Raw genomic sequence first — 22,404 nt, 5'->3', positions numbered from 1 at the left:
GTAATCTATGTCGGGGTTGAAGGGAAGGTGTTCCGATGGGCATCATACGCGTGCTTGACGAGCATATCGCGAACCAAATCGCCGCCGGGGAAGTGGTAGAACGCCCTTCCTCGGTCGTTAAGGAGCTAGTGGAAAATTCGATCGACGCCGGCAGCACCAAAATCGACGTAACCGTCGAGGAAGGCGGCTTGCAGCTCATCCGGATTCAGGACAACGGCTCCGGCATCGAACCGGATGACATCGAAACGGCTTTTTACCGCCATGCCACCAGCAAAATCGCGACCGGCAAAGACTTGTTCCAAATTCGCAGCCTCGGCTTTCGCGGCGAGGCGCTGCCCAGCATCGCGGCCGTCTCGAAGGTAGAGTGCACCAGCGCGACGGAGGCGGGCGGCCTCGGCCGCAAAATTGTCATCGAAGGCGGCAAGCTGCTGATGAATCAGGACGCCATGGCGGCCAAAGGAACGGATTTCGCCGTGAAGGAATTGTTCTACAATACGCCTGCACGGCTGAAATATATGAAAACGATCCAGACGGAGCAAAGCCACATCTCGGATTATGTGTACCGATTAGCCTTGGCGCACCCGAGAATCGCCTTTACTTTGCGGCATAACGGCAATCTGCTGCTTCAGACGACAGGAAACGGCGACGCGCTTCAAGTACTGGCGGCCATATACGGGACGGCTGCTGCGAAGAGTATGATAGCGGTCGAAAGCGAAAACCCGGACTATTCGATCCGCGGTTACGTCTCGAGGCCCGAATTTACGAGAGCGAATCGCACGGCGATGTCCACGATCGTCAACGGCCGGTACATACGCAACTACACATTGACACAGGCTATTCTGAGCGCGTATCATACACTTCTGCCGATCAACCGGTTTCCGCTTGTGCTGCTCGAACTGAACATGCACCCGACGCTTGTCGACGTCAACGTTCATCCCTCGAAGCTAGAGGTACGATTCAGCAAGGACGCCGAACTGATGCAGTTCGTCGAAACGGCGGTCAGGAGCAAGCTGAAGCAGCTCGTGCTCATCCCGGAAGCGGTGAAGCCTGCGGAGAAGAAGCCGGTCGTCATTCAAGAGCAGCTTGCGTTCTATCGGGCGGAAACGGCGGCGTCATCGGCTATACCTGCATCGCCGGTACATCCGTCCGCTTCAACGACTCAATCGTCTCAAGCGGCAGATAGAACGAACTGGCAGCAGCCGACGCACAATGGGACGATAGCCGGAGGCAAGGTCAGAGAAATGGCGGATTCCGCCGCTGGGACGCCGCAGCAGCAAGAGAAAGAGCCGTTCGGCCGGCAAAGAACCGGCGAAACGGTAGATGCAGCCGACGCGATTACTTGGCATCGTTTGAACGAACGCGACAAGGATGTCCCTCCTGTTGCGCCGGAATCACCGGCATCCCCATTTCAATCGTTTGCCGGGGGAGCCGAACATGGGACAGTATCCGCAGAAGCCGCAGGAACTATGGAGACGAGTTCTCTTCTCGGTCATTCGAACAGCCAGGCCAATTCCGCTGCCGGTTCGAGTTCGGCGCGGGAGCGGTATGCCGCTTCCAACGGCGGCGCAGCGATGTCTTCGGGTGCCGCTCCGTCCTCCGGAAGAATACAGCAGCCTGCGAGAGAGTCGCGCAATGAATGGGATGCAGCCGCGGCAGCCAAGCTGCAGGCGATGTTCAAACCGCCGGGAGCGGGTGCCGAGCCGGCGGAGATTCCGGCTTTTCCCGAGCTATACCCGATCGGCCAGATGCATGGCACGTATGTGATCGCCCAGAACGATAGCGGCTTGTTCATGATCGATCAGCATGCCGCACACGAACGTATCAATTACGAGTATTATTACGAGAAATTCGGCAATCCGGAGGAAGCAAGCCAAGAGCTGCTCATTCCGATTACGCTTGAATTTACGCCGACGGATGCGGCTGCTATTCAGGAGAGGCTGCCGTTATTCGCCCAGTCGGGCGTCCATTTGGAACCGTTCGGCGGCGGCTCGTTTATTGTCCGCTCGCACCCGTATTGGTTTCCGGCGGGCGAAGAAAGGCATATTATCGAGGAAATGTCCGATTGGATATTAAAAGAACGCAAGGCGGTCGATCTCGCGAAGATGCGCGAGAAGGCAGCTATTCTATGCTCGTGTAAAGCTTCGATCAAGGCGAACCAAAGTCTCAGCTTGCTGGAGATCGAAGCGCTGCTCGACAAGCTGCGCCGCTGCAAGCAGCCTTATACGTGCCCGCACGGCAGGCCGATCGTGGTCAGCTTCTCGACATACGAGCTGGAAAAAATGTTTAAGCGGGTGATGTAATGATCGTATCGACCGCCTTACGCCCGTCGAAGGAGCTCGTGCTGCGGGCGAAACGGCTTACGGAAGAACTAGGGGCATCCTATGTGCCGCGCGGCGGGCTTTCGCTTGCGAAGCTGGCGGTTTCCCGGGGCGGTGAAGCGGAAGACGTGCTGCTGCTGACAGATGAGGAAGTGAAGCTGATTCGCGCGGACGGTGCGCAAATGTTCTTCCACCCCAGCATGGCGGTCGTACGCGTCAAGCGGATGCTCGCAGGCGAGCCGGACACGCTCGTCGTGCTCGCCGGGGTGAAGCCCGGCGACGCCGTGCTCGACTGCACCGCAGGGCTCGGCTCCGACGCTATCGTGCTGGCGCATGCCGTCGGCGAGCGCGGCGCGGTAACGGCACTGGAGAGCGCGCCAAGGCTGTACGCGCTTCTCCTCGAGGGCCTGCGCACGTACGAATCCGACGTGCCGCAGCTGAATGAAGCGATGCGGCGCGTGCGCATCGCAAATACCGACCATCTGCCGTATTTGCGGCAGATGGAGACAAGCAGCGTGGACATCGTTTACTTCGATCCGATGTTCCGCCAGCCGATCGGCGAATCGAGCGCGATGTCGCCGCTGCGCCGTGAAGCCGACGATCGCCCGCTCGCGGCGGAGGCGATCGAGCAAGCGAGGCGGGTCGCCCGCAAAGCGGTCGTCTTGAAGGAACACCGCGACAGCGACCAGTTCGCTCGGCTCGGCTTCGCGCAAATCCAGCGCACCCATTCGAAAATTGCTTACGGAGTGATACATATTGACAACGGCTGAGCGTAAGCCGAAGCTCATCGTTCTGCTTGGTCCGACAGCGTCCGGCAAAACGAAGCTGAGTATCGAAATATCCAAGCGGTTTGGCTGCGAGATCCTATCCGGCGACTCCATGCAGGTATATCGCGGGATGGACATCGGCACGGCCAAAATCACGGAGCAGGAACGCGAAGGCGTCGTGCACCATATGATCGACATTTGCGAGCCCGACTATCCGTTCTCCGCTGCGGAATTCCAGGCCACGGCCAGACGGCTGATCGCCGAGATCAATGACCGCGGACGCATTCCTTTTATTGTTGGCGGTACCGGCCTGTACATCGAATCGGTCTGCTACGACTACCAGTTCAGCGAGGTCGGCTCGGACGAGGCTTTTCGCGAGGAGCAGCGTCTTTTTGCGGAAAAGCATGGTGCCGAGGCACTCCATGACAAGCTTCGGCAAATCGATCCCGAAGCGGCCGAGCGGCTGCACCCGAACGACCAACGTCGCGTCATCCGGGCGTTGGAGGTCCATCATTTGACAGGCAGCACGTCAACCGGGCAGCGGCGGGGCCAGGAGAAGCAGTCTCCGTACGACCTTGTCCTCATCGGGTTGACAATGGATAGGGATTTGCTATATAAACGTATTGAAGAACGTATCGATCTCATGATCCGGCAAGGTCTTGTCGACGAGGTGCGCGATTTGCTGGATCGCGGAATGCGCACGGAGTATATCTCGATGCAAGGGCTCGGCTACAAGGAGATTGCCGCGTACCTGCGGGGCGAATACAATCTTGACCGGGCGATCGAGCTGCTCAAGCGCGATACGCGCCATTTTGCCAAACGACAATTGTCATGGTTTCGCCACATGCAGGGCATACACTGGGTTGATGTTACCGATTCAACGAATTTTTCCGGACATTTGAATAAAATTAATGCTATACTAGCAGGAAAGTTTCGGATGAATCTTGAATATATTTCAGAACAATCTTAATCGATGGGGGTTATTCGGCCAATGAACAAAACCATTAATATCCAAGACACGTTTCTTAATCAGCTACGCAAAGAAAGCATCCCGGTGACAGTTTATTTAACGAACGGCTTCCAAATCCGCGGCGTCATCCGTGCCTTCGATAATTTCACGATCATTATTGACAGCGAAGGTCGCCAACAAATGGTTTACAAGCATGCAATTTCGACGTTTACGCCTCAGCGCAACGTTTCGCTGATGCAAGACAATACCGCAGAGTAATTGGCGTTTGAAAACCGGCCGAAACATTTACAGCCCGTTTTGCGTATATGAATATGTAAGGTTAAGAGCAACCCTTCGAGGGTTGTTCTTTTCTTAAAGACACTTTAGAGAGAAATTATGTTGGGAGAGGGAGTCGGTACCTATGGCAGCTAGATCATCAGAACAAGCAGGCGGCGAAGGAACACCGAAGAAATCGAAAAAACCGCGCAAAAAGTTTAAAAAAAGCAAACTGTTCTTATGGCTGTTTTTTACGGCGGCGTTTGCCGTATTTTGCGGAATCGCCGGTTATCTAGTTATTTTGTTGAACGGGGAACGCATCTTGACGGAGCAAAAGGATAAGTTCGATATGGCGGAATCGTCCATCCTGAAAGATGCGGATGGCAAGGAAGTGCTACGCTTCGGGCCGGAAAACCGGGAGTACATTACGTACGACAAAATTCCGAAGCTTCTCGTTCAAGCGGTTATCGCCACGGAGGACAAGCGTTTCTACGAGCATCAGGGCGTCGATTTCTGGTCGATCGGACGGGCGCTCGTGAAGGACGTCGTGCAGCGCAGCGCCGTCGAGGGCGGCAGCACGATCACGCAGCAGCTCGCCAAAAACTTGTTCCTGAGCGCGGACAAAACGTTTTTCCGCAAAGCGACGGAAGCTTCGATCGCCGTTGCGCTGGAAACGAAGAGATCTAAAGATGAAATCATGGAATTATATTTAAACCGGATTTATTACGGAAAAGGGGCTTACGGCGTCCAGGCGGCGTCGAAGTATTATTTCAACAAGCCCGTCGAAAAGCTTGATTTGTGGCAAATCGCCACGCTGGCGGGCATTCCGAAGGCGCCAGGCACCTACAATCCGATTTCCAATCCGGAAAAGTCGAAGGAACGCCGCGGCGTTGTCCTGCAGCTTATGTACGAGCAAGGCATTATTACGGCACAAGAGAAAGAGAAGGCGGCGGCGGAAGAATATAAGCCTCCGGTCCGCAACACGAACAGCGAGTTTCTGGCGTATAAGGATTACGTGATCGAAGAGGCGATGAAGCTGACCAAGCTTTCTGAGGACGAGTTGCTGCGCGGCGGCTATATCATCACGACAACGATGAATCAGAAGGCTCAGCGCGCGATGGCATCCGTCTTCGCCGACGACAAGATGTTCGAGGAGGACGGTCCGGATCAGAAGCAGCAAGCGAGCATGGTGATCGTCGATCAGAGCAACGGCGGCATCGTGGCGATGGTCGGCGGGCGGGACTATATCCAGAAGGGCTTCAACCGCGCCGTCGCACCGCGTCAGCCGGGATCGTCGTTTAAACCGATTGCCGTATACGCGCCGGCCATCGAATCGGGCAATTGGTCGCCGTATTCCACGCTGCGCGACGACAAGCAATGCTTTGGCAAATATTGCCCTAGCGACCACGGCAAAAACAAATATGTCGGCCCGATCAGCATGATGGACGCCGTCAAGCGCTCCGTCAATTTGCCGGCTGTTTGGCTGCTCGATCAAATCGGCATGAAAACGGGCTACAATTTTGCGAAGAGCTTGGGCATTCCACTTACCGACGAAGATAAAAACCTCGCGATCGCGCTTGGCGGATTAACCAAAGGCGCGTCGCCGCTCAACATGGCCCAGGCATATAGCGCGTTTGCGAACGGCGGCAGGATGTACGAGGCGCATGCGATTACGGAAATAACGACGACCGAAGGCGACCCCGTCTATTCGATCGGCAAGCTGAAAGCGGAACAGGTGATGAGCGAACAAACGGCCTTTTCGATGACCCAATTGCTGGAAGGCGTATTAACGCCCGGCGGCACCGGAGTCAGAGCGAAGATCGACCGTCCGGTTGCGGGCAAAACGGGGACGACGCAAGTCGGAATCAAAGGCGTGCCAACGAGCGGCAACCGCGACATCTGGTTCGTTGGTTACACGCCGGAGTGGACCGGCGCCGTATGGATGGGCTTCGACAAGACGGACAAAGACCATTATCTCAAGAAGGGCAGCGGCCAAGCTGCCCAATTGTGGGGCAAGGTCATGTCCAAGGCGCTCGCCGGCCGCAAAGTGGTCGATTTCAAAAAACCGGAAGGTGTCGCCGATGTCACGGAGCCTCCGAGTGGCGTTTCCGATCTGACGGCGACGGTCGATACGGAAACGGAATCGGTTGACTTGGCCTGGAAGGCGAGCCCCGATAAAGCCACTTACCGTCTGTACCGCAAGGAAGCTTCCGAGGCGCAGTTCTCGATGCTTCAGGAGATCGCGGCAGGCACCCAAGTCGTCGATATGTCGACTGTTGCAGGCAAGACGTATCAATATTACGTGACCGCTTATTTTGCGGAGTCGAACCTGGAAAGCGAAAAGTCGAACGTGGTGACGGTCGTTATGCCGGATGCTATCAATAAAGAACCGGATATCCTTCCACCTGACGAGCAGCCGATGGAAGAGGAACCTCCGATTGACGAGATTCTGCCGCCGAAAGACTCGAACGGGCAGAACGGCAATGGGAATGGAAACGGCAACGGAAAAGGCAATGGAAATCACGGCAACGGTAATGGTAATGGAAACAAAGGCAACTCAGACAACGGCGGTACCGGGGATACCGGAAATTCCGGAATCGACACCGGAACCGGTACCGATACTGGAAACGGAACGGATACTGGCGACGGTACCGGTTATACAACTGACGGTTCTGAGGTCGGAACGAATTCGACGAATCCGACTTCGAATACAAATTCTTCAGGCACGAGGTAATCGATGAAGCCTGTGTTCAGTTTTCGGTTGATCTTATTGCTGTATTTGCTCGTAATCGGCTCGGTCCCCTTGTTGGCCGGAATGTTCGTTTTTTTCGGCCAGACATCCGGGTATGCCGAGAACGAATTGAAGGATTACGCCGACCAGACGAATATCCGGGTCACCGAGCGAATCGTCCAGGAAATCGGCCAACTCGAAAGCATTTACCGCAATATCAATACGGATTATTATTTGCAATATCAATTCGGTATGGGAACAGGCAGCGCATCCGACACGTTCGATCGATTGAAGCAGCAAACCGACCGAATGATCGGCATCCAGAAGATGAACGATCCTTACGTCACCGATGTCTGCTTTATCTTGGACACGACGTTTTGTTCGGATACGAATGTCATCCCGCCGCAAGAAGAATCTGGGCAGCCCCTCGGCAACGAGCGGCTGCTTCAGCCTTTTCATATGTTGGACGAAGGGAATTCAAGGTACGGCTTGCGCCTCGTTGCGCCGCTGTATCGGCTGGATTCCAACGCCATTATCGGCCACCTGGTCATCGTGACCGATATTTCCCGTCTTATGAACGACTTTCACGGCGCACAGTCTTCGGCAAGGCATACGATCAAGGATGCGCAAGGCCGAACGATATACAACCACGCCGCCAAGGGTACGATCGATACGGAGGGGGATGCAACCGGTGCGAACCGAACCGCAATGCGAGCGGATGAAATCGTTTCCGTACGAACGGTCGATTCCGGAGGGATCCGGTTGACCTCCGAGCTGTCGGTGCCCAACGAGTACATAAGCTCTTCTTGGTCTTCGCTTAGCAAGACGCTCATCATCTTTTTTGGCGTTGTCCTGCTCTTATCCGTGATCAGTTCATTGTTCTTCGCACGTATCATCGCAAATCCGCTGCAGAGCCTCAGGCTGCTGATGAAGAGAGCCGAGCTCGGCGATTTGAAGGCCTATTGGACTTCCGGCGGCTCGCAGGAAATGAATGATTTGGGCGAGAGTTACAACCAGATGCTGAACCGGCTCGAGGAGCTGATCAAAAAAGTGAAAATCGAGGAATCGCTCAAGAAGGAAGCGGAAATTACCGCTTTGCAATATCAGTTGAACCCGCATTTTTTGTACAATACGCTGAATACGATCAAATGGGTGGCGAAAATTCACAAGACGCCGCAAATCGCCGACGCCGTCAGCGCGCTTGTCCGGCTGCTGCAAGCGAGCCTCGGCAAGAAGGGCGATTTCCTTACGATCAAGGAAGAAATCGGACTTATTCAAGATTATATGAATATTCAAGCTTTCCGGTATGGAGATCAGGTCAAGACGGTGTTCGAGATCGAATCCGTCGCTTCCTTGTGCCTAGTACCGCGGCTCATTCTGCAGCCGCTTGTCGAGAATGCGTTGATCCACGGGATCGAGCCGCGCAAAGGCGAAGGGGTCATTACGATCCGCGCTTATCTCGATCGCGACATGCTGCTTTGCGAGGTCAGCGACAACGGAGTGGGCATGAAAGCGAAGGCCATGGCCAATAAGGCCGAACCGCATTCGGACAAGGCGACGGAAGGCAGGCCGGACATGCTGCCGACGGGCCGGGCCGATAACCGGACGGCTAAGGAGAAAATGAGCGGCATCGGGCTGCAGCATATTCGCGACAAAATCCGTTTGTATTACGGAGACGATTATAAAATGCATATTTTCTCCAAGGAAAACGAAGGGACGACGATTCGCCTTTCGCTTCCGATTCACGCAAGCGAGGAGTTATAACCGTATGAATATTATCGTTGTCGACGATGAACCGATCATTCGCGTCGGCTTGCGCACGCTGGTCGACTGGGAGCGACATGGCTTTCGTCTCGCCGGTGAAGCGGCGGACGGGTTTGAGGCGCTGGACCTCATGGCAAGCGAGGCGGTCGATATTCTCATTACCGATATATTGATGCCGGGCATGGATGGGCTGGAGCTGATCCGCAAAGCCCGCGAAAGTAATCACGATGTCGCCGTGCTCGTGCTGAGTTGTTTGGACGATTTTGCTTACGTGAAAGAAGCGATGAAGCTGGGGGCAAGCGACTACATCCTGAAACCAACGATGGAGACCGAAGAACTGGTCGCCATTCTGCAAGGAATGCGGGAGAAGCTGGAGCAGGAACGAGCGGCGCGCGATCAACTGGGGCGGTGGCAGCAGCAAATCGAGCAAACGAAGCAAATGCGGCTGTCCGAGCGGATTCGCCGGTATATCCATCAGCAAACCGCAGCGGACGGCGAGCTGGAAGCCGAGCTGTTCGCCCAGACGGGGGCTGTCGTTTCGCTGATGGTCTATTGGGCTCCCAAAGATGAGCTTCTTCCCGCCGGATTGCCGTTCGCCGATTGCGCCGCCGCCGTCACCTGGCAGGAGCAGGCGCTGCTGTTGTACTACCCTTGCGACGCTTCGGCCATGCAGTCCAAGCTGTTCGCGCACCAATGGTGCTATCATCATGCGACTGCCGTCAACCGGCTGCTGCGGGACTCGGCAGGACAGGAGACGGCACCGGACACCCGCTGGTTTGTCGGCATCGGCCCGGTCATTCGGCAGCTGTCCGATCTGCAGGCCAGCCTACAGCTTCATCAGCGTCAAATCAGGCACGCTTATTATGCCGCCGCGCCGGGAACGACTCACGGCACGATCGTCGGGCTGGACGGGCTTACGGGCGTATCGGACGATCCGGCGTTTCCTTACGAGCTGCGCAACGATTTGCTGCGTGCCATCGCAACCGCCAACGGAGAAGCACTCCTGCACCGCACCGAAGGGATTGCAGATTGGATTCGCGAGGCAAAGCCAGATATCGCGAAGCTGCATGGCTTTACGTTCGAGCTGCTGGCCCTTGCGCTTGGATACGCCCGGGAGCAGAACTACGCGGCTCTGGACGAGTTTGAACGGCTGTACGTTTCCAAGCCGGCCATTGCGGATTGCTTCGATGCGCACGGTCTGACGCAGTGGCTGTCGGCGGCGATGCGGGAGCTGTGGAGCCGGCGCTTCGGCGGCGTCATTCACGCGACTTCGAGCAATCCGTTCGTCCGCAAGGCGATTCAGTTTATGCGCGACAATTATCGGCGGAATATCGGCACGGTCGATATCGCCGATCACGTGAAGCTGAGCCGGAGCTATTTAAGCGATCTGTATAGCAGGGAAACCGGCGAATCGCTTGTTGAATCGTTAACGAGCATCCGTATCGAGGAGGCCAAGAAGCTGCTCATGTCCGGGGATGCGAAGAAGGTGTATGAAATTGCCGAATCCGTAGGCTTTTCCGATGCCAAAGCGTTCGCCCGGACGTTCCGTAAGCTCGTCGGCTGCTCCCCCAAGGAATACGTGCTTCAACGGTAATCTCAGCGATACCGCAGTGGCGCAAGAAAAGCTTCCTCTTACGCAGGGTCATTCATCGTGGAAAGGGCTTCGAATAGAAGCTTTTCTTACATATTCAACGAATAGCATTTCGAACAAAAAGCCCCCTTTTCCAACAAAATGGGGGCTTTTTTGCCGTGTGCCGCCAGGTTACATTGAAGATGAACAACCTTGACTTCGTCAAAGTATAAAAGGGGTGCACGAATGTTGAATGAACCGAAACCGGAAACAAGCAGCGAACCGCTTATTCAAGCGATCGGCGTCAAACGGACTTTCGGGCGCGGGCAAGCGGCGGTTCATGCTCTAAAGGGTGCCGATTTATCGATACCTCCAGGCAGGCTTGTCGCTTTGAGAGGACGATCCGGCTCCGGCAAAACAACGCTGATTAACTTGCTCGGCGCGCTTGACCGGCCGACCGAAGGATCGATTTATTTTATGGGGCAGGAACTGACCGGGTTGTCCGAGAAGGAGCGCAACGTGCTGCGTCGCACCCGAATGGGGCTTGTGTTCCAATCGTTTGCGCTGATGCCGCTGATGTCCGCTTACGAGAACGTGGAGTTCGGCCTTCGCATCTCCGGTACGCCGACCAAGGATCATAAGCAGCTTGCGGAGCACGCGTTATCGACGGTTGGCATGAAGGCGAGAATGAAGCATCGGCCGTTTGAGCTGTCGGGCGGAGAGCAACAGCGCGTTGCGATCGCAAGAGCGATCGCCCACCGGCCCAGGCTTATTCTGGCGGACGAACCTACGGCCGAGCTCGACAGCAAGATGGGGCTGCAGGTGATGAAGCTGTTCAAGGATCTCGTGCGCGAAGAGCGCATGACGATCATCCTGACGACGCACGATCCCGCTATTATGGAAATCGTCGATCACGTTTACGCATTGGAGGATGGACAAATTGTGGATCAAGGCTAAACAAAGGCTCGCTTTTGCACTCACGATCAGCTGCATCTCGGCAACCGTTTCCGGATGTTCGCTACTTCCGGCGGAGGAGGAAGCATTAAAGCCGCCGTTATTCAAGCCGCTTAAAGAAAACTACGAAACGTTCGAAGTCAAGCGCGGCGATATTCAGAAGCAAGTGAAGGGCGTCGCGACGTTCGAATCGACGAAGCAGGAATTTTACAAGTTCGAATCGGGTGGGGGCAAGCTGGCTTCCATTAATGTCAAAGCCGGAGATATGGTGAAGAAAGGCGATCTGCTCGTCCAGCTGGAGCTGGAAGGCATCGACCTTGAAATCAAGCAGCGGCAGCTTGAAGTGGAGAAGGTGAAAGTCGCACTGGACGGTGCGAAGGAACAACAGGACGTGAGTCAGATGAGAATCAAAATGCTGGAGCTCGATATCGCCCAAATCCAACTCGACAACGTGCTGAAGAAAAAAGCGGCCAAAGAAATGCGCGCGACGATGGACGGGCAAGTTATCTTTACCGACGATTCCAAGCCGGGCGATTACATCGATTCGGATCGCAAGCTGATCGTGATCGCGGATACGAGCCAGCTTCGTTTATCTTATTCCAGCGAAAGCAACAATCTTGGCGATGTTACAGTCGGCATGACCGCCGAAATCGAGTTCGACAAGAACAAATATACAGGCAAAGTCGTGCAAGCGCCTTCTTCGGCGCCGTTCACGGAAAATCGGGAATTGATGGAGAAGTACTCGAAGACGGCTTATTTTACGATGGATAAAATTCCGGATAAAGCGGAGATCGGCAAGTTCGCCGATATTACGATCGTTACGCAAAAACGGACGGATACGCTTAAGATTCCTCGCCGTGGTTTGCGTGCTTATTTGGGCCGTAACTATGTCCAGGTGCTTGACGGCAAAAGCGTAAGGGAAATCGACGTGGAAAAGGGAATCGAATCTTCAACGGAAGTGGAGATTACGCAAGGGCTGAAGGAAGGCCAGCAAGTGATCTTGCAATAACGGGTTGGGAGGCAGCTAAGCCATGGCGCTTTTTGTAATGATTTTCCGCAAAATGGTCAAAAACAAATGGCTGGAACTCAGCTTGTTGCTTGGCCTCGTGTTATCCGTTGCCCTCGTCAGCAGCATGCCGATCTATACGGATGCGATACTGCAGCGGATGCTCGTCAAAGATTTGGAGCTGTCGCAAAACGATTCCGGCCAATTCCCGGGAGCGTTCCTGGGTTCCTCCTATATGAGCGACCTGGACGCGGCGAAACGGCTTAAATATACGGATCAAGTCGATAAGTTCATGGTGGAGAAGGCATTGCCTTCATTCGGCATTCCGGCTCATTTCATCGTATTCGAACGCGGCACCCAATATTTGAAGCTGATGCCGGATGAGGGCACGCTTATCGATCCGAAAGTCAACCGTATCGCGCAGGTCAGCGCCATGAAGGGGATCGAAGAGCACATCGAGCTCATCGACGGACGGTTGCCGAGCAATGAACCCGTTGACGGCGTATATGAGGTGATGGTTCCGGACGGCGGGTTGTCCACTCTTAAGATGGTCCTCGGCAACGTGTTCGTCATTCAGGACAAGGCGGTGCTTGAGCCGGTTAAGATCAAGCCGGTCGGCGTGTTCACGCGCAAATCGGAATACGACACGTTCTGGTACAACACTACGTTTTCCAGCTACAAGCAGTCCATTTTCGTGCCGTTCGATCTGTATGAAAAGGATTTTCGGATCGGCGGGAAACTGCCGCACGTATCGAACTTCTGGTACTTTGCGCTTGACTATACGCAATTGGATTTAACGACGATGCAAAGCTTTTTCGATACGAACCGCTGGGTGAATACGGTGCTGAAAAACCGCTTTTTCAACTACGCGGTCAAAGCGCCCGCTCTGAAAACGATGGAGAAGTATGCGGAACGGGAGACGAAGCTTCGGATTTTGTTATGGTCGCTTAACATTCCGGTCATTATTATGTTGGGCTTTTATCTATTCATGGTTTCGAACCTCATTACGGACCGGCAAAAAACCGAAATCGCGGTGCTGCGAAGCCGCGGCGCCAGCCGGCTGCAAATTATATGCTCGTACGTGATCGAAGGGATTCTGCTCGGGGTGATCGCCTTTGTCGCTGGGCCGATGCTCGGCATGCTCTTAACCAAAATGCTGGGTGCATCAAACGGATTCCTCGAATTCGTCCAACGGGCGTCACTGAAGGTGAGGGTTGGCGAGCAGGCATACCAATACGCGCTTATCGCCGTCGTGAGCTCCGTCATTATGACGCTTATTCCGGCGTTCCTGGCGACGAGAGTATCGATCGTCGGTCACAAACAGCAGATGTCCCGTTTGAAGAAAACGTCGTTTTTCCATAAATTTTTTATCGATATTATTCTGATCGGCGTTTCGGTGTACGGGTTAAGAACGTTCCACACTCGGATGAACGACCTCCAGAAGCTAGGGCTGGATACGACGGATATGAACATCGATCCGCTGCTGTTCCTTGTCCCGGCATTGTTTATTATCGGTTCGGGGTTGTTTATATTACGAATTTATCCGTTTTTTGTCCGCTTCGTCTATTGGGTCGGGCGCAAATGGTGGCCGCCGTCGCTTTACTCGACGCTTATTCAGGTCGGCCGTTCGACGAGCCATTATCAGTTTCTGATGGTGTTCCTGATCATCACGCTGTCGACGGGATTGTTCAGCGCCAGTGCGGCAAGGACGATCAACATCAATACGCAGGAAAAAATATTGTATAAAAACGGCGCCGATCTCACTCTGAATATTCGGTGGGAAAACGATGCGCCTCCTCCGGCGATGCCAGGTATGGGCGGTCCGCCACCCGCGGCCGAAGGCCCGCCGAAGAAAGTGCAGTATACGGAAGCGCCGTATGAACCGCTGACGAAGCTGCCCGGTGTGGAGCAAACCGCTAAAGTGTTTATCAAAGAAAACGCGGATTACAGCGCGGGCAACAATTCCGGGTCGACGAAGCTGATGGGCATCGACACGGACGACTTCGGCAGGACGGTATGGATGAAGGACGGTCTGCTGCCGCACCATTTTTATGATTATTTGAATTTGCTGTCGACGAATCCGACGGCCGTGCTCATTTCCCGTTCCATCGCCGAGCAAACGGGGGCCAAGGAGGGCGATCCGATTCAGGTCGGATGGAGCGAAGCCGGGACACGCAGCTTCGTTATTTACGGCATTATCGATTTTTTCCCCGGCTTTAATCCGAATCCGAAAGGGTCCGGCGAAAAGTCGAACAACGCCGATAAGCCGAAGTTGATCGTCGGCCATCGCGAATATATTGCGCGAGCACTGGCACTGGAGCCTTACGAGGTATGGATCAAGCTGAAAAAGGATGCCCTTGTGCAGCCGCTATACGATGAATTGGCCGCGCAGAAGATTCCCGTCACGGGCTTGACCAATACGCGGGAGCAGCTGAAAGCAGCCAAAAACGATCCGTTCCAAATGTCGATTAACGGCGTCATGACGTTAGGCTTTATGATTTCGATCGCGATTTGTTTCTTTGGGTTCTTATTGTACTGGATCTTGTCATTGTCCGGACGAACGCTTCAGCTCGGCATGCTGCGAGCGATGGGCATCTCCTTCCCGCAGCTGGTCGGCATGCTTATCGCGGAGCAAATATTGACGTCGGGTGCCGCGATTGCGATCGGCGTGTTATGCGGCAATTTGGCGAGCCGGCTCTTCGTTCCGATGTTCCAGATTTCGTTCAACCCGGCCGCGCAAGTGCCGCCGTTCGAAGTGATCAACGACTCGCTCGACTCGATCCGGTTGTATTCCATCGTCGCGTTTATGGTAACGCTTGGTTTAATTATTCTCAGCGTCCTGCTGTCGCGCATCAAAATCCATCAAGCGATCAAGTTAGGGGAGGATTAAACCGTGATCCATTGCGATAACCTGGTGAAAATATACAAGGCGGCCGACCTCGAGGTCGTCGCGCTGCAAGGGCTCGATCTGCACGTCGAGCCCGGCGAGTTGATGGCGATCATCGGCAATAGCGGCAGCGGCAAATCGACGCTGCTCAACATGCTAGGCGGCCTGGATCGGCCGTCCGCGGGCAACCTGTTCGTCGACGGGAAAAACCTGCTCAAGTTCACCGAGCGCGACTTGATGAAGTACAAGCGCGAGACGGTTGGCTTCGTCTGGCAGAACAATGCGCGCAATTTGATCCCGTATTTGACCGCGCTTGAAAATGTGGAGCTACCGATTTTGCTGCAAGGGCGCCGCAAGCGGCAGCGCGCCATTGAACTGCTGGATGCCGTCGGCTTAAGCCACCGCGCCAAAAACCGCCTGAACCAGCTGTCCGGCGGAGAACAGCAGCGCGTGGCGATTGCGATTGCGCTGGCGAATTATCCAAAGCTGCTGCTTGCCGACGAACCGACCGGTTCGGTCGATACGAAGACGTCAAACCAGATCTTGGACTTGTTCCGCGACCTGAACCGCAGCCTCGGGCTGACGGTCGTCATCGTCACGCACGATCCGCTGCTGGCGAAGAAGGTCGACCGCGTCGTCGCGATCCGGGACGGCAAAACCTCGTCGGAGATGATCCGCCGTAAATCGTATGCCGAGGAGCTGGCGGAGCTGGAGCAGGGGCTTATCGCCGAAGACGAGTCCCACGTCGAATATGCGGTGCTCGACAGGGCGGGACGACTGCAAATTCCGACGAACTACTTGGAGTCGATCGGCATCAAAAATACGAACAAGGTTCAGCTGACGCTGGAGGACGGCAAAATCGTTATTTTGCCGCCGGAAGGATAGAAGAAGGATTCTGTCTCTTGTTTGATTGAGACTATAAACGGAAGATGGCTCCGAATGGAGCGCTAGAAGCGGTTGCGCAGCGATAATGCTGGCAACCGCTTTTTGTTATAGCAAAAGTTGCTATAAAAGTATTGAATTACTATGGTATATTATGTATAATGGAAATTAGATATATCAACTTTTTGAATGAGTGCGTTTGGTGCAAATCGGCACGATAAGATATATCTAAAACTGCGTGAGTTAGGATGGCGAAAAATTTGAAATCATTACGGTTTACAGCAATTCTTCTTCTGTTGTTATCTATTCTTGTTTCCGCCTGTGATAAGGCAAGCGAAGTCGAAGTATTGGAAGAAAATACGGAGCCTGTGACTTTGCGCATTTTGTTGTCGGTGAGCAACGAAGACCTTAGGAAGAAGCTGCCGATCGAAGTAAAAATGAAGGAGTTTATGGCGGAACATCCGAACGTGAAGATCAAGGTGGACAAACTTATTAATTTCAACTACGAGCGAATGTTTTCCCGCCTATCAACTAGCAATAAAGAACCTGCGTATGATCTTATTCAGCTCGTTCCTGATCAAATGCGGTATTTATATGATAAACAAGTCATTTCGGATCTGAATCCGTATCTCATGAACCGAGGCACTTCATGGGATCCCATCTACGAAAACTTGTTAAAGGCAACGATGTCCGACGGCGCTTACCTTGGTTTACCTATAACTGCATATCCTATTGTTATGTACTTCAAGCCCGAGGCGTTTGATGCCGCAGGCATTCCTTATCCTAATGACAGTTGGACTTGGGAGCAGTTCCTCAACATTGCTGAACAACTTCGAACGTATGGGTATCAGACCGCAATATACCCCATGTTCAATATCCTCGAGCCTTTTATTATGGGGATGGGAGGCCGCTTCAGTTCACCGGATCGTAAACAAGCTGCAGGATATTTCGATAGCAAGGACACTCAGGTTGCATTCCAACGGCTAAAGGAGGCTTCGATCGTTAGTTTTGATTGCAATTTAGAGGCCAATTGCGCCATTACGATCCAATCATACGCCGGTTGGCTGACTTATCGAGATCACCTTAAGGTCAAGGTTGCCTCATTGCCGAGCATTGGAGGACAGCGCTTCAACACTGCCGCCATTAGCGGATTGTCGATGACAAGCGCATCGCAAAACAAACAACTTTCATGGAAGCTCTTGGAGTATTTAGCTCAAGACCAACCTATGCCACTGCTCATCAACCATACGATACAGAATCAAACCGGTGATTCCACTTCGGAATGGGTGGCCGATGAATCTCTGCTGAACGTTTTGAGTCGGGGTTTACAAGACGCAGAGCCTGCCTCTTTTATTTTTTACAACTCTTTTAATGATAACCGCAATCTTGCTGTAACCTTGGATGTTGAGGCCCTTTTCAAGAAGGGGAGTAATATTCAAGCGATCTTGTCGCAATACGCCAACGAAATTGATACGAAGCTGCCGCATGTGTATCCCGAAATTGTGCCGTAATATCGAGGGTGATGTTCGACTAATACTTTATGTTTTTTATCAGAACTGAAACTGCAGGTATGTGTTAATTATTCCTTGTTTTCAGAACGATGGAGGGAGCAGTATCTGCTTCCTCCTGAACGGGGGACAAAAAATGCACGCAAAAAACAATAACCCCTGCACCCGCTGAGGGTTATTTATTTTATCTCATATATGATTAATGACATTAAACATAAATGCCATTTATCATATTGCATTAGTTTTGTATCGAAAGGACGAGTATGGTATAATTTTCTGAAAAAAACAACGAGTTGGAGTGAAGCAAGCTTTGAGAAGGGTATTATGGCTGCCATTTGTAAGTATACTAGTAGTATCCATGTTGTTGCTTGCCGGATGCGGCGCAAAACCGACCAAACCGGACGCCTCGTCGAATGGGGATTCCAAGGTGAAAAGCTGGACGGAACCTCCGAAGATGGAGATCGATACGAGCAAGACGTATAAAGCTCATGTGACGACCTCCAAAGGCAAATTTACGATCGAACTGTTCGCAAAAGACGCTCCGATCACGGTCAATAACTTTGTATTCCTTTCAAAACAAGGTTTTTACAACGGTGTAACGTTCCATCGCATTATCGAAGATTTCATGATTCAAACGGGCGATCCGCTCGGCAACGGAACAGGCGGCCCCGGATATGCCATTAAAGACGAACTGGGTTCCAAATATTCATACGAACCGGGAATTGTCGCGATGGCAAACGCAGGCGCGAATACGGGCGGCAGCCAATTCTTTATCTGCACAACGGAAAAAAGCTCGGAGATTTTGAATCCTCAGCCGTACTATCCGATCTTCGGCAAAATCGTCGAAGGTATGGACACGGTGCTGAATATCGCCGCGACTCCTGTTGGGCCGGGAGCTAGTGACGAAATGAGCAAGCCGACGGAAAAAGTTACGATCGACTCGATCGAGATCGAAGAAAAGTAGCGGCAGCAGAAGCGATAAACGTGCACGCAGCACGTTTTTTGTTTCTTCGTTCCGCGGGAAAGGAACATCGTCATGAAACGAAAATTTTCGGATCGGGCGAATTGGAGGCGGATTACGAGCAAGAGCTATCAATCCCTCTATCTGACCGGCGACGAGTTTACTGGTTACGTCACGCTTTACCTCATACACCAGCTGCGGGACCCGCTGTGGAAGGAATACAACGGTACCCGCCTGTGTTTGGCGGACAACGGTTATTCCTGGCTTCAGCATTTCCCGAAAAACGAGCATTACGTCGTGACGACGATGTTCGATGCCAAGCAACATGTCGTTCAATGGTACATAGATATTTGCAAGTCTCAAGGCGTTACCGATCAAGGGGTTCCTTGGTTCGACGATTTGTTCCTGGATATCATCGTCCTGCCTTCGGGCGAGGTGTTCCTGCTCGACGAGGATGAGCTGTTGGAGGCTTATGAGCAGGGCGCCATTTCGAATGACGACTACCGGATGGCGAAAGCCGAGGCTGCGAAGGTGCTAGAGACGATTCGCCGCAACGAATTCAATTTTTTGCAAATGTCGGTAAGGCATCGAGCGGAATTGTTCACGGCTGTGCCAAGGAACGGGGGCAGTCATGGATCATAGCTCGGCAACGCAAGCATGCCTGCTGCTGCACGGATTTACGGGCAGCCCCCATGAAATCGAGCCGCTCGCACGATATCTGGAGCGGCATGGGTGGGCCTGCGATACGCCTACGCTTGCCGGTCACGGCGAGGACAGCCGCTCCATGCGCGATACCCAGTGGCAGGAGTGGGTAGCCAGCGGTACGGAAGCCGCGAAGAGGCTCGAACGGTCGTACGGCCAATTTGACCTCGTCGGCTTCTCCATGGGCGGCCTTATCGCGGCTTATTTGGCCAACCGTCACCGTGTAAGAAGGCTTGTGCTGCTGAACGCAGCCGTCATATATATGAGTCCGGTACGATTCGCGCAAGCGGCGTTGGAGCAGTGGAAGGAAGACCGTTCCGTAAGGCGGCTTTTGTCCAAAACGCACCAGACGCCGCTTTTTGCAACCTGGCAATTCAGCAGGCTTGTCCGTCAATTGAAGCCGGAATTCAGCCGCATACGCGTGCCTGTATTAATCGTTCAGGGCGAACGGGACCAGGTCATCCATCCTTCGAGCGCCCGTTACATTGCCGATCAAGTTCAAGGAGAGAAGGAATTGCGCTGGTTCCTGCAATCGCGGCACATGATTTGTCAAGACAAAGAGGCGGACGAATTGTTCCGTACGGTTCTTGCTTTTTTGCAGAAATAGACGATAAAGGTGATGTTAATGAAGACCGTTCCGCGGAAGAAGCGGAGAGTTCTCAAAGCGCTTGCGACAGCGCTGAGGATTGTTTCTCTTTTTGCGTTAGCAGCTTTCATATGGTTTGTTTATATTTTGTGGCATATTCTCACGGTGGACAACACGCCGAACGCCGAACCGGCGGATGTCGGCATCGTGTTAGGCGCCGCGTTATGGAAAGACAAGCCGAGCCCCGGCTTGAAAGAACGGCTTGAGGAAGCGTACAGAGTATTTAAAGAGGGCCGGGTACGCGCATTGATCGTAACCGGCGGTCTTGACGGGAACAACTCTCGGCTCACCGAGGCGGAGGGCATGGCCAAAGCGTTAGTTGCCATGGGCGTGCCGGAGGATCGGATCGTGCTTGAAAATAAAGCGACGAATACGTACGAAAATTTATTGTTCAGCAAACGTCTGATGGACGATAAAGGCTGGAAAAGCGCGGTCATCATCACACATCGCTATCACGGGGCCCGATCGCTGGATATCGCTCGTTATTTGGGCTTCGAGAACCCGGTTGCTTCCACGACGCCGACCAAAGTGATGAATGTTCCTTGGAACACCGGCCGCGAACTGCTGGCTTATTCCAAATGGATGGCCGACAAGCTGCTGCTCGATTTTGGCGCTGAGGACCCGATTTCCGTCCGGTAATGATAGTGATATAACGGGGTGAATCCAAGCTTTCCGTATAGCGCTAGCGCGGGTGGATTGTCATTCACGACCTGCAGATAAAGACTTTGGGCGCCGAGCCGGACCGCTTGTTCGGACAGAGCCGCCATGATGAAGGTGGCAAGTCCTTTCTGCCTGTGGCTTTCGCTTACGGCAATATTGACGAAGCCGGCCCAGCCTCGCTCGGCAACGACGGTGCCGATCCCGACCGCCTCGCTGCCTTGCTGGACGAGGATGAAGGATTTGCGCGGCGCGATCCGGCTCACGATGTCGCGGTATTTAGCTTGCATTTCCTCGGCGTAGCCTTCGATCTGAATGTAAGCGTCCATCCATGCCTGCCAAGGTCTCGTGCAGAAGCTGGCCGAATATCCTTCCGGAAGCCGGTTGCCGGCTGTTGAAGCTACATCTCTCGCAGAAGCGATCAGAATCGAGCACTCCGTTTCCTTCACATACCCAAGCTGCTCCAGCATCGGATCTAATTCGGGCGGCGATGCGTCGCTGATCGAAAAGCGGACCGGCAGCCTGTGGTTTGCGTAGAAGGCGCGGACCTCATCCAACCAACCGGCGTAAGGCGGCATCGCGCCAAGCGGCAGAACGCTGTTCGCCCGTTTCGAAGCGCCGTCGTTGGCTCGGAACGTCCAGCTGCCGTAATGCTGCACATATTTGGCCGGCCATGTGTTACTCGCGAGTTCCTCAATGAAAGCGGCGAGGCTGCGCTGTTCGTTTGTCATCATATTGGCTCCCCCGATAGGCTGTATTGTGTTATTTCCGAGCCCCAGTTTCAAATCGATTTATGCAAGTTCGGAATAATTATACATTTTATTGTATATTTAATCGTGCGTAAAGTGTTTTTTCGTTGATGTTTGCATGATTTGTATAGGGAGGCGAGAAGCATGTTTGAATCAAGCCTTGGGGATATCGCCGCAATCGTAGACGGAAACGTTGAAGCCGCCGCGGTTGATGCAACGTTAACGATGAGGGGCGTTTCCATCGATTCGAGAACGATACGAGGCGGTGAATTGTTCGTTCCCATTCGGCGGGTGGACAACGGACACCGGTACGTGGAGGCGGCGATTGCCCACGGCGCCGCAGCGTCCTTGTGGCAAAAGTCGGAGCCGAACGCTCCCGAGGGCGTGCCGCTCATCCATGTCGACGATACGCTTGCCGCTTTGCAGCGCCTTGCCGCGGCGTATCGCAAGAGGCTTCCGGTTAAAGTCGTCGCCGTCACGGGAAGCAACGGGAAAACGACGACCAAGGATTTGATCGATGCCATTCTCTCCACGACCTATTCGGTCTACAAAACAAAAGGAAACCTCAACAGCCAAATCGGACTTCCTCTATCCTTACTCGAAATCGATCCGCAAACCGAGGTGGCCGTTCTGGAAATGGGGATGAGCGAGCCCGGCCAAATCGCCCGTCTGTCGGAAATCGCCGCTCCGGACGTCGCCGTCATTACGATGATCGGATTATCGCATCTGTCGTCCATGGGGTCGCGAGAGCGGATCGCCGCGGCCAAGCGCGAGATTACGCAGGGCTTGCGAGCAGGCGGAACGCTTGTCGTTCCGGGCGGTGAGCCGTTATTGTCGAACGCCGCTTGGGAAGGGGGCGGCCTCTGGGAGCGGATTGAATTCGGGGTTGCTGCATCGTACGACTATGATGTCACTTCGATGGAGCAGGAGCCCGGGGGCATCCGCTTCATGACCAATCGCCCCGAGCTCCCTCATCTGTTCATCCCTCTGCTTGGCAAGCACAACGTCCATAATGCCCTGGCCGCCATTGCCGTGGCCGATCGGCTCGGCATTTCCGGCGACAGGATCGCCAGCGGG

Annotated in this window: 18 protein-coding genes; 17 read left to right on the top strand and 1 reads right to left on the bottom strand. The window is 53.8% G+C overall.

Annotated features, from left to right (window positions below):
* The first annotated feature begins 35 nt into the window (after positions 1–35).
* The 16 genes from mutL to AC0LWM_RS25345 all read left to right on the top strand — a co-directional run bounded on the left by mutL (position 36) and on the right by AC0LWM_RS25345 (position 20,560).
* Complete coding sequence (gene mutL / locus AC0LWM_RS25420; protein ID WP_474677815.1) at positions 36–2,300, top strand: DNA mismatch repair endonuclease MutL; 2,265 nt, start codon at positions 36–38, stop codon at positions 2,298–2,300.
* Positions 2,300–3,088: a class I SAM-dependent methyltransferase gene (locus AC0LWM_RS25415; RefSeq protein ID WP_474677814.1), complete on the top strand. Its 789-nt coding sequence runs from the start codon at positions 2,300–2,302 to the stop codon at positions 3,086–3,088. The genes mutL and AC0LWM_RS25415 overlap by 1 nt, the downstream gene beginning before the upstream one ends.
* Positions 3,072–4,055: a tRNA (adenosine(37)-N6)-dimethylallyltransferase MiaA gene (gene miaA, locus AC0LWM_RS25410; protein ID WP_474677897.1), complete on the top strand. Its 984-nt coding sequence runs from the start codon at positions 3,072–3,074 to the stop codon at positions 4,053–4,055. The genes AC0LWM_RS25415 and miaA overlap by 17 nt, the downstream gene beginning before the upstream one ends.
* A gap of 21 nt (positions 4,056–4,076) precedes the next feature.
* Positions 4,077–4,313: an RNA chaperone Hfq gene (gene hfq / locus AC0LWM_RS25405; protein WP_474677813.1), complete on the top strand. Its 237-nt coding sequence runs from the start codon at positions 4,077–4,079 to the stop codon at positions 4,311–4,313.
* Positions 4,314–4,455: 142 nt separating this feature from the next.
* Entirely contained in the window at positions 4,456–7,044 is a 2,589-nt protein-coding gene (locus AC0LWM_RS25400) for a transglycosylase domain-containing protein (RefSeq protein WP_474677812.1), read from the top strand.
* Positions 7,045–7,047: 3 nt separating this feature from the next.
* Positions 7,048–8,805 carry a sensor histidine kinase gene (locus AC0LWM_RS25395; protein ID WP_474677811.1) on the top strand — a complete coding sequence of 586 codons (1,758 nt, stop codon included), beginning with the start codon at positions 7,048–7,050 and terminating at the stop codon, positions 8,803–8,805.
* Positions 8,806–8,809: 4 nt separating this feature from the next.
* Complete coding sequence (locus tag AC0LWM_RS25390) at positions 8,810–10,399, top strand: response regulator transcription factor (RefSeq protein WP_474677810.1); 1,590 nt, start codon at positions 8,810–8,812, stop codon at positions 10,397–10,399.
* A 222-nt stretch (positions 10,400–10,621) separates the two neighbouring features.
* On the top strand, positions 10,622–11,332 hold the full coding sequence (locus tag AC0LWM_RS25385) for an ABC transporter ATP-binding protein (protein ID WP_474677809.1): 711 nt from the start codon (positions 10,622–10,624) through the stop codon (positions 11,330–11,332).
* Entirely contained in the window at positions 11,307–12,338 is a 1,032-nt protein-coding gene (locus AC0LWM_RS25380; protein ID WP_474677808.1) for an efflux RND transporter periplasmic adaptor subunit, read from the top strand. The genes AC0LWM_RS25385 and AC0LWM_RS25380 overlap by 26 nt, the downstream gene beginning before the upstream one ends.
* Positions 12,339–12,360: 22 nt before the next feature.
* Positions 12,361–15,225 carry an ABC transporter permease gene (locus AC0LWM_RS25375; protein ID WP_474677807.1) on the top strand — a complete coding sequence of 955 codons (2,865 nt, stop codon included), beginning with the start codon at positions 12,361–12,363 and terminating at the stop codon, positions 15,223–15,225.
* A 3-nt stretch (positions 15,226–15,228) separates the two neighbouring features.
* On the top strand, positions 15,229–16,107 hold the full coding sequence (locus AC0LWM_RS25370; RefSeq protein WP_474677806.1) for an ABC transporter ATP-binding protein: 879 nt from the start codon (positions 15,229–15,231) through the stop codon (positions 16,105–16,107).
* A 257-nt stretch (positions 16,108–16,364) separates the two neighbouring features.
* The gene (locus AC0LWM_RS25365; protein WP_474677805.1) at positions 16,365–17,615 is read left to right on the top strand and encodes an ABC transporter substrate-binding protein; all 1,251 of its coding nucleotides are present in this window, start codon (positions 16,365–16,367) and stop codon (positions 17,613–17,615) included.
* Between the two features lie 355 nt (positions 17,616–17,970).
* Entirely contained in the window at positions 17,971–18,576 is a 606-nt protein-coding gene (locus AC0LWM_RS25360; RefSeq protein WP_474677896.1) for a peptidylprolyl isomerase, read from the top strand.
* A gap of 72 nt (positions 18,577–18,648) precedes the next feature.
* Positions 18,649–19,215, top strand: a complete 567-nt coding sequence (locus AC0LWM_RS25355) for a ribonuclease FAU-1 family protein (protein ID WP_474677804.1) — start codon at positions 18,649–18,651, stop codon at positions 19,213–19,215.
* Positions 19,205–19,882, top strand: a complete 678-nt coding sequence (locus AC0LWM_RS25350; RefSeq protein WP_474677803.1) for an alpha/beta hydrolase — start codon at positions 19,205–19,207, stop codon at positions 19,880–19,882. Before AC0LWM_RS25355 ends, AC0LWM_RS25350 begins: the two co-directional genes overlap by 11 nt.
* Before the next feature lie 18 nt (positions 19,883–19,900).
* Complete coding sequence (locus AC0LWM_RS25345) at positions 19,901–20,560, top strand: YdcF family protein (protein ID WP_474677802.1); 660 nt, start codon at positions 19,901–19,903, stop codon at positions 20,558–20,560.
* Here AC0LWM_RS25345 and AC0LWM_RS25340 read toward each other — a convergent pair.
* Positions 20,491–21,312 carry a GNAT family N-acetyltransferase gene (locus tag AC0LWM_RS25340; RefSeq protein WP_474677801.1) on the bottom strand — a complete coding sequence of 274 codons (822 nt, stop codon included), beginning with the start codon at positions 21,310–21,312 and terminating at the stop codon, positions 20,491–20,493. The genes AC0LWM_RS25345 and AC0LWM_RS25340 overlap by 70 nt on opposite strands.
* A 159-nt stretch (positions 21,313–21,471) precedes the next feature.
* On the opposite strand from AC0LWM_RS25340, the gene AC0LWM_RS25335 reads away from it, so the two are divergent.
* The coding region (locus AC0LWM_RS25335) for a UDP-N-acetylmuramoyl-tripeptide--D-alanyl-D-alanine ligase (RefSeq protein ID WP_474677800.1) at positions 21,472–22,404 on the top strand (933 nt) is incomplete at its 3' end.

It is taken from the genome of Paenibacillus sp. sgz302148, assembly GCF_056120465.1.
Note: the sequence above shows the minus strand (reverse complement) of the source record. Positions and strands in the feature narration are given on the sequence as shown.

Bases quoted from the DNA above. Each gene is read 5' to 3' on its own strand.
- mutL (WP_474677815.1), top strand. From the start codon at position 36: ATGGGCATCATACGCGTGCTTGACGAGCATATCGCGAACCAAATCGCC.
- AC0LWM_RS25415 (WP_474677814.1), top strand. From the start codon at position 2,300: ATGATCGTATCGACCGCCTTACGCCCGTCGAAGGAGCTCGTGCTGCGG.
- hfq (WP_474677813.1), top strand. From the start codon at position 4,077: ATGAACAAAACCATTAATATCCAAGACACGTTTCTTAATCAGCTACGC.
- AC0LWM_RS25400 (WP_474677812.1), top strand. From the start codon at position 4,456: ATGGCAGCTAGATCATCAGAACAAGCAGGCGGCGAAGGAACACCGAAG.
- AC0LWM_RS25395 (WP_474677811.1), top strand. From the start codon at position 7,048: ATGAAGCCTGTGTTCAGTTTTCGGTTGATCTTATTGCTGTATTTGCTC.
- AC0LWM_RS25390 (WP_474677810.1), top strand. From the start codon at position 8,810: ATGAATATTATCGTTGTCGACGATGAACCGATCATTCGCGTCGGCTTG.
- AC0LWM_RS25385 (WP_474677809.1), top strand. From the start codon at position 10,622: ATGTTGAATGAACCGAAACCGGAAACAAGCAGCGAACCGCTTATTCAA.
- AC0LWM_RS25380 (WP_474677808.1), top strand. From the start codon at position 11,307: ATGGACAAATTGTGGATCAAGGCTAAACAAAGGCTCGCTTTTGCACTC.
- AC0LWM_RS25375 (WP_474677807.1), top strand. From the start codon at position 12,361: ATGGCGCTTTTTGTAATGATTTTCCGCAAAATGGTCAAAAACAAATGG.
- AC0LWM_RS25360 (WP_474677896.1), top strand. From the start codon at position 17,971: ATGTTGTTGCTTGCCGGATGCGGCGCAAAACCGACCAAACCGGACGCC.
- AC0LWM_RS25355 (WP_474677804.1), top strand. From the start codon at position 18,649: ATGAAACGAAAATTTTCGGATCGGGCGAATTGGAGGCGGATTACGAGC.
- AC0LWM_RS25350 (WP_474677803.1), top strand. From the start codon at position 19,205: ATGGATCATAGCTCGGCAACGCAAGCATGCCTGCTGCTGCACGGATTT.
- AC0LWM_RS25345 (WP_474677802.1), top strand. From the start codon at position 19,901: ATGAAGACCGTTCCGCGGAAGAAGCGGAGAGTTCTCAAAGCGCTTGCG.
- AC0LWM_RS25340 (WP_474677801.1), bottom strand. From the start codon at position 21,312: ATGATGACAAACGAACAGCGCAGCCTCGCCGCTTTCATTGAGGAACTC.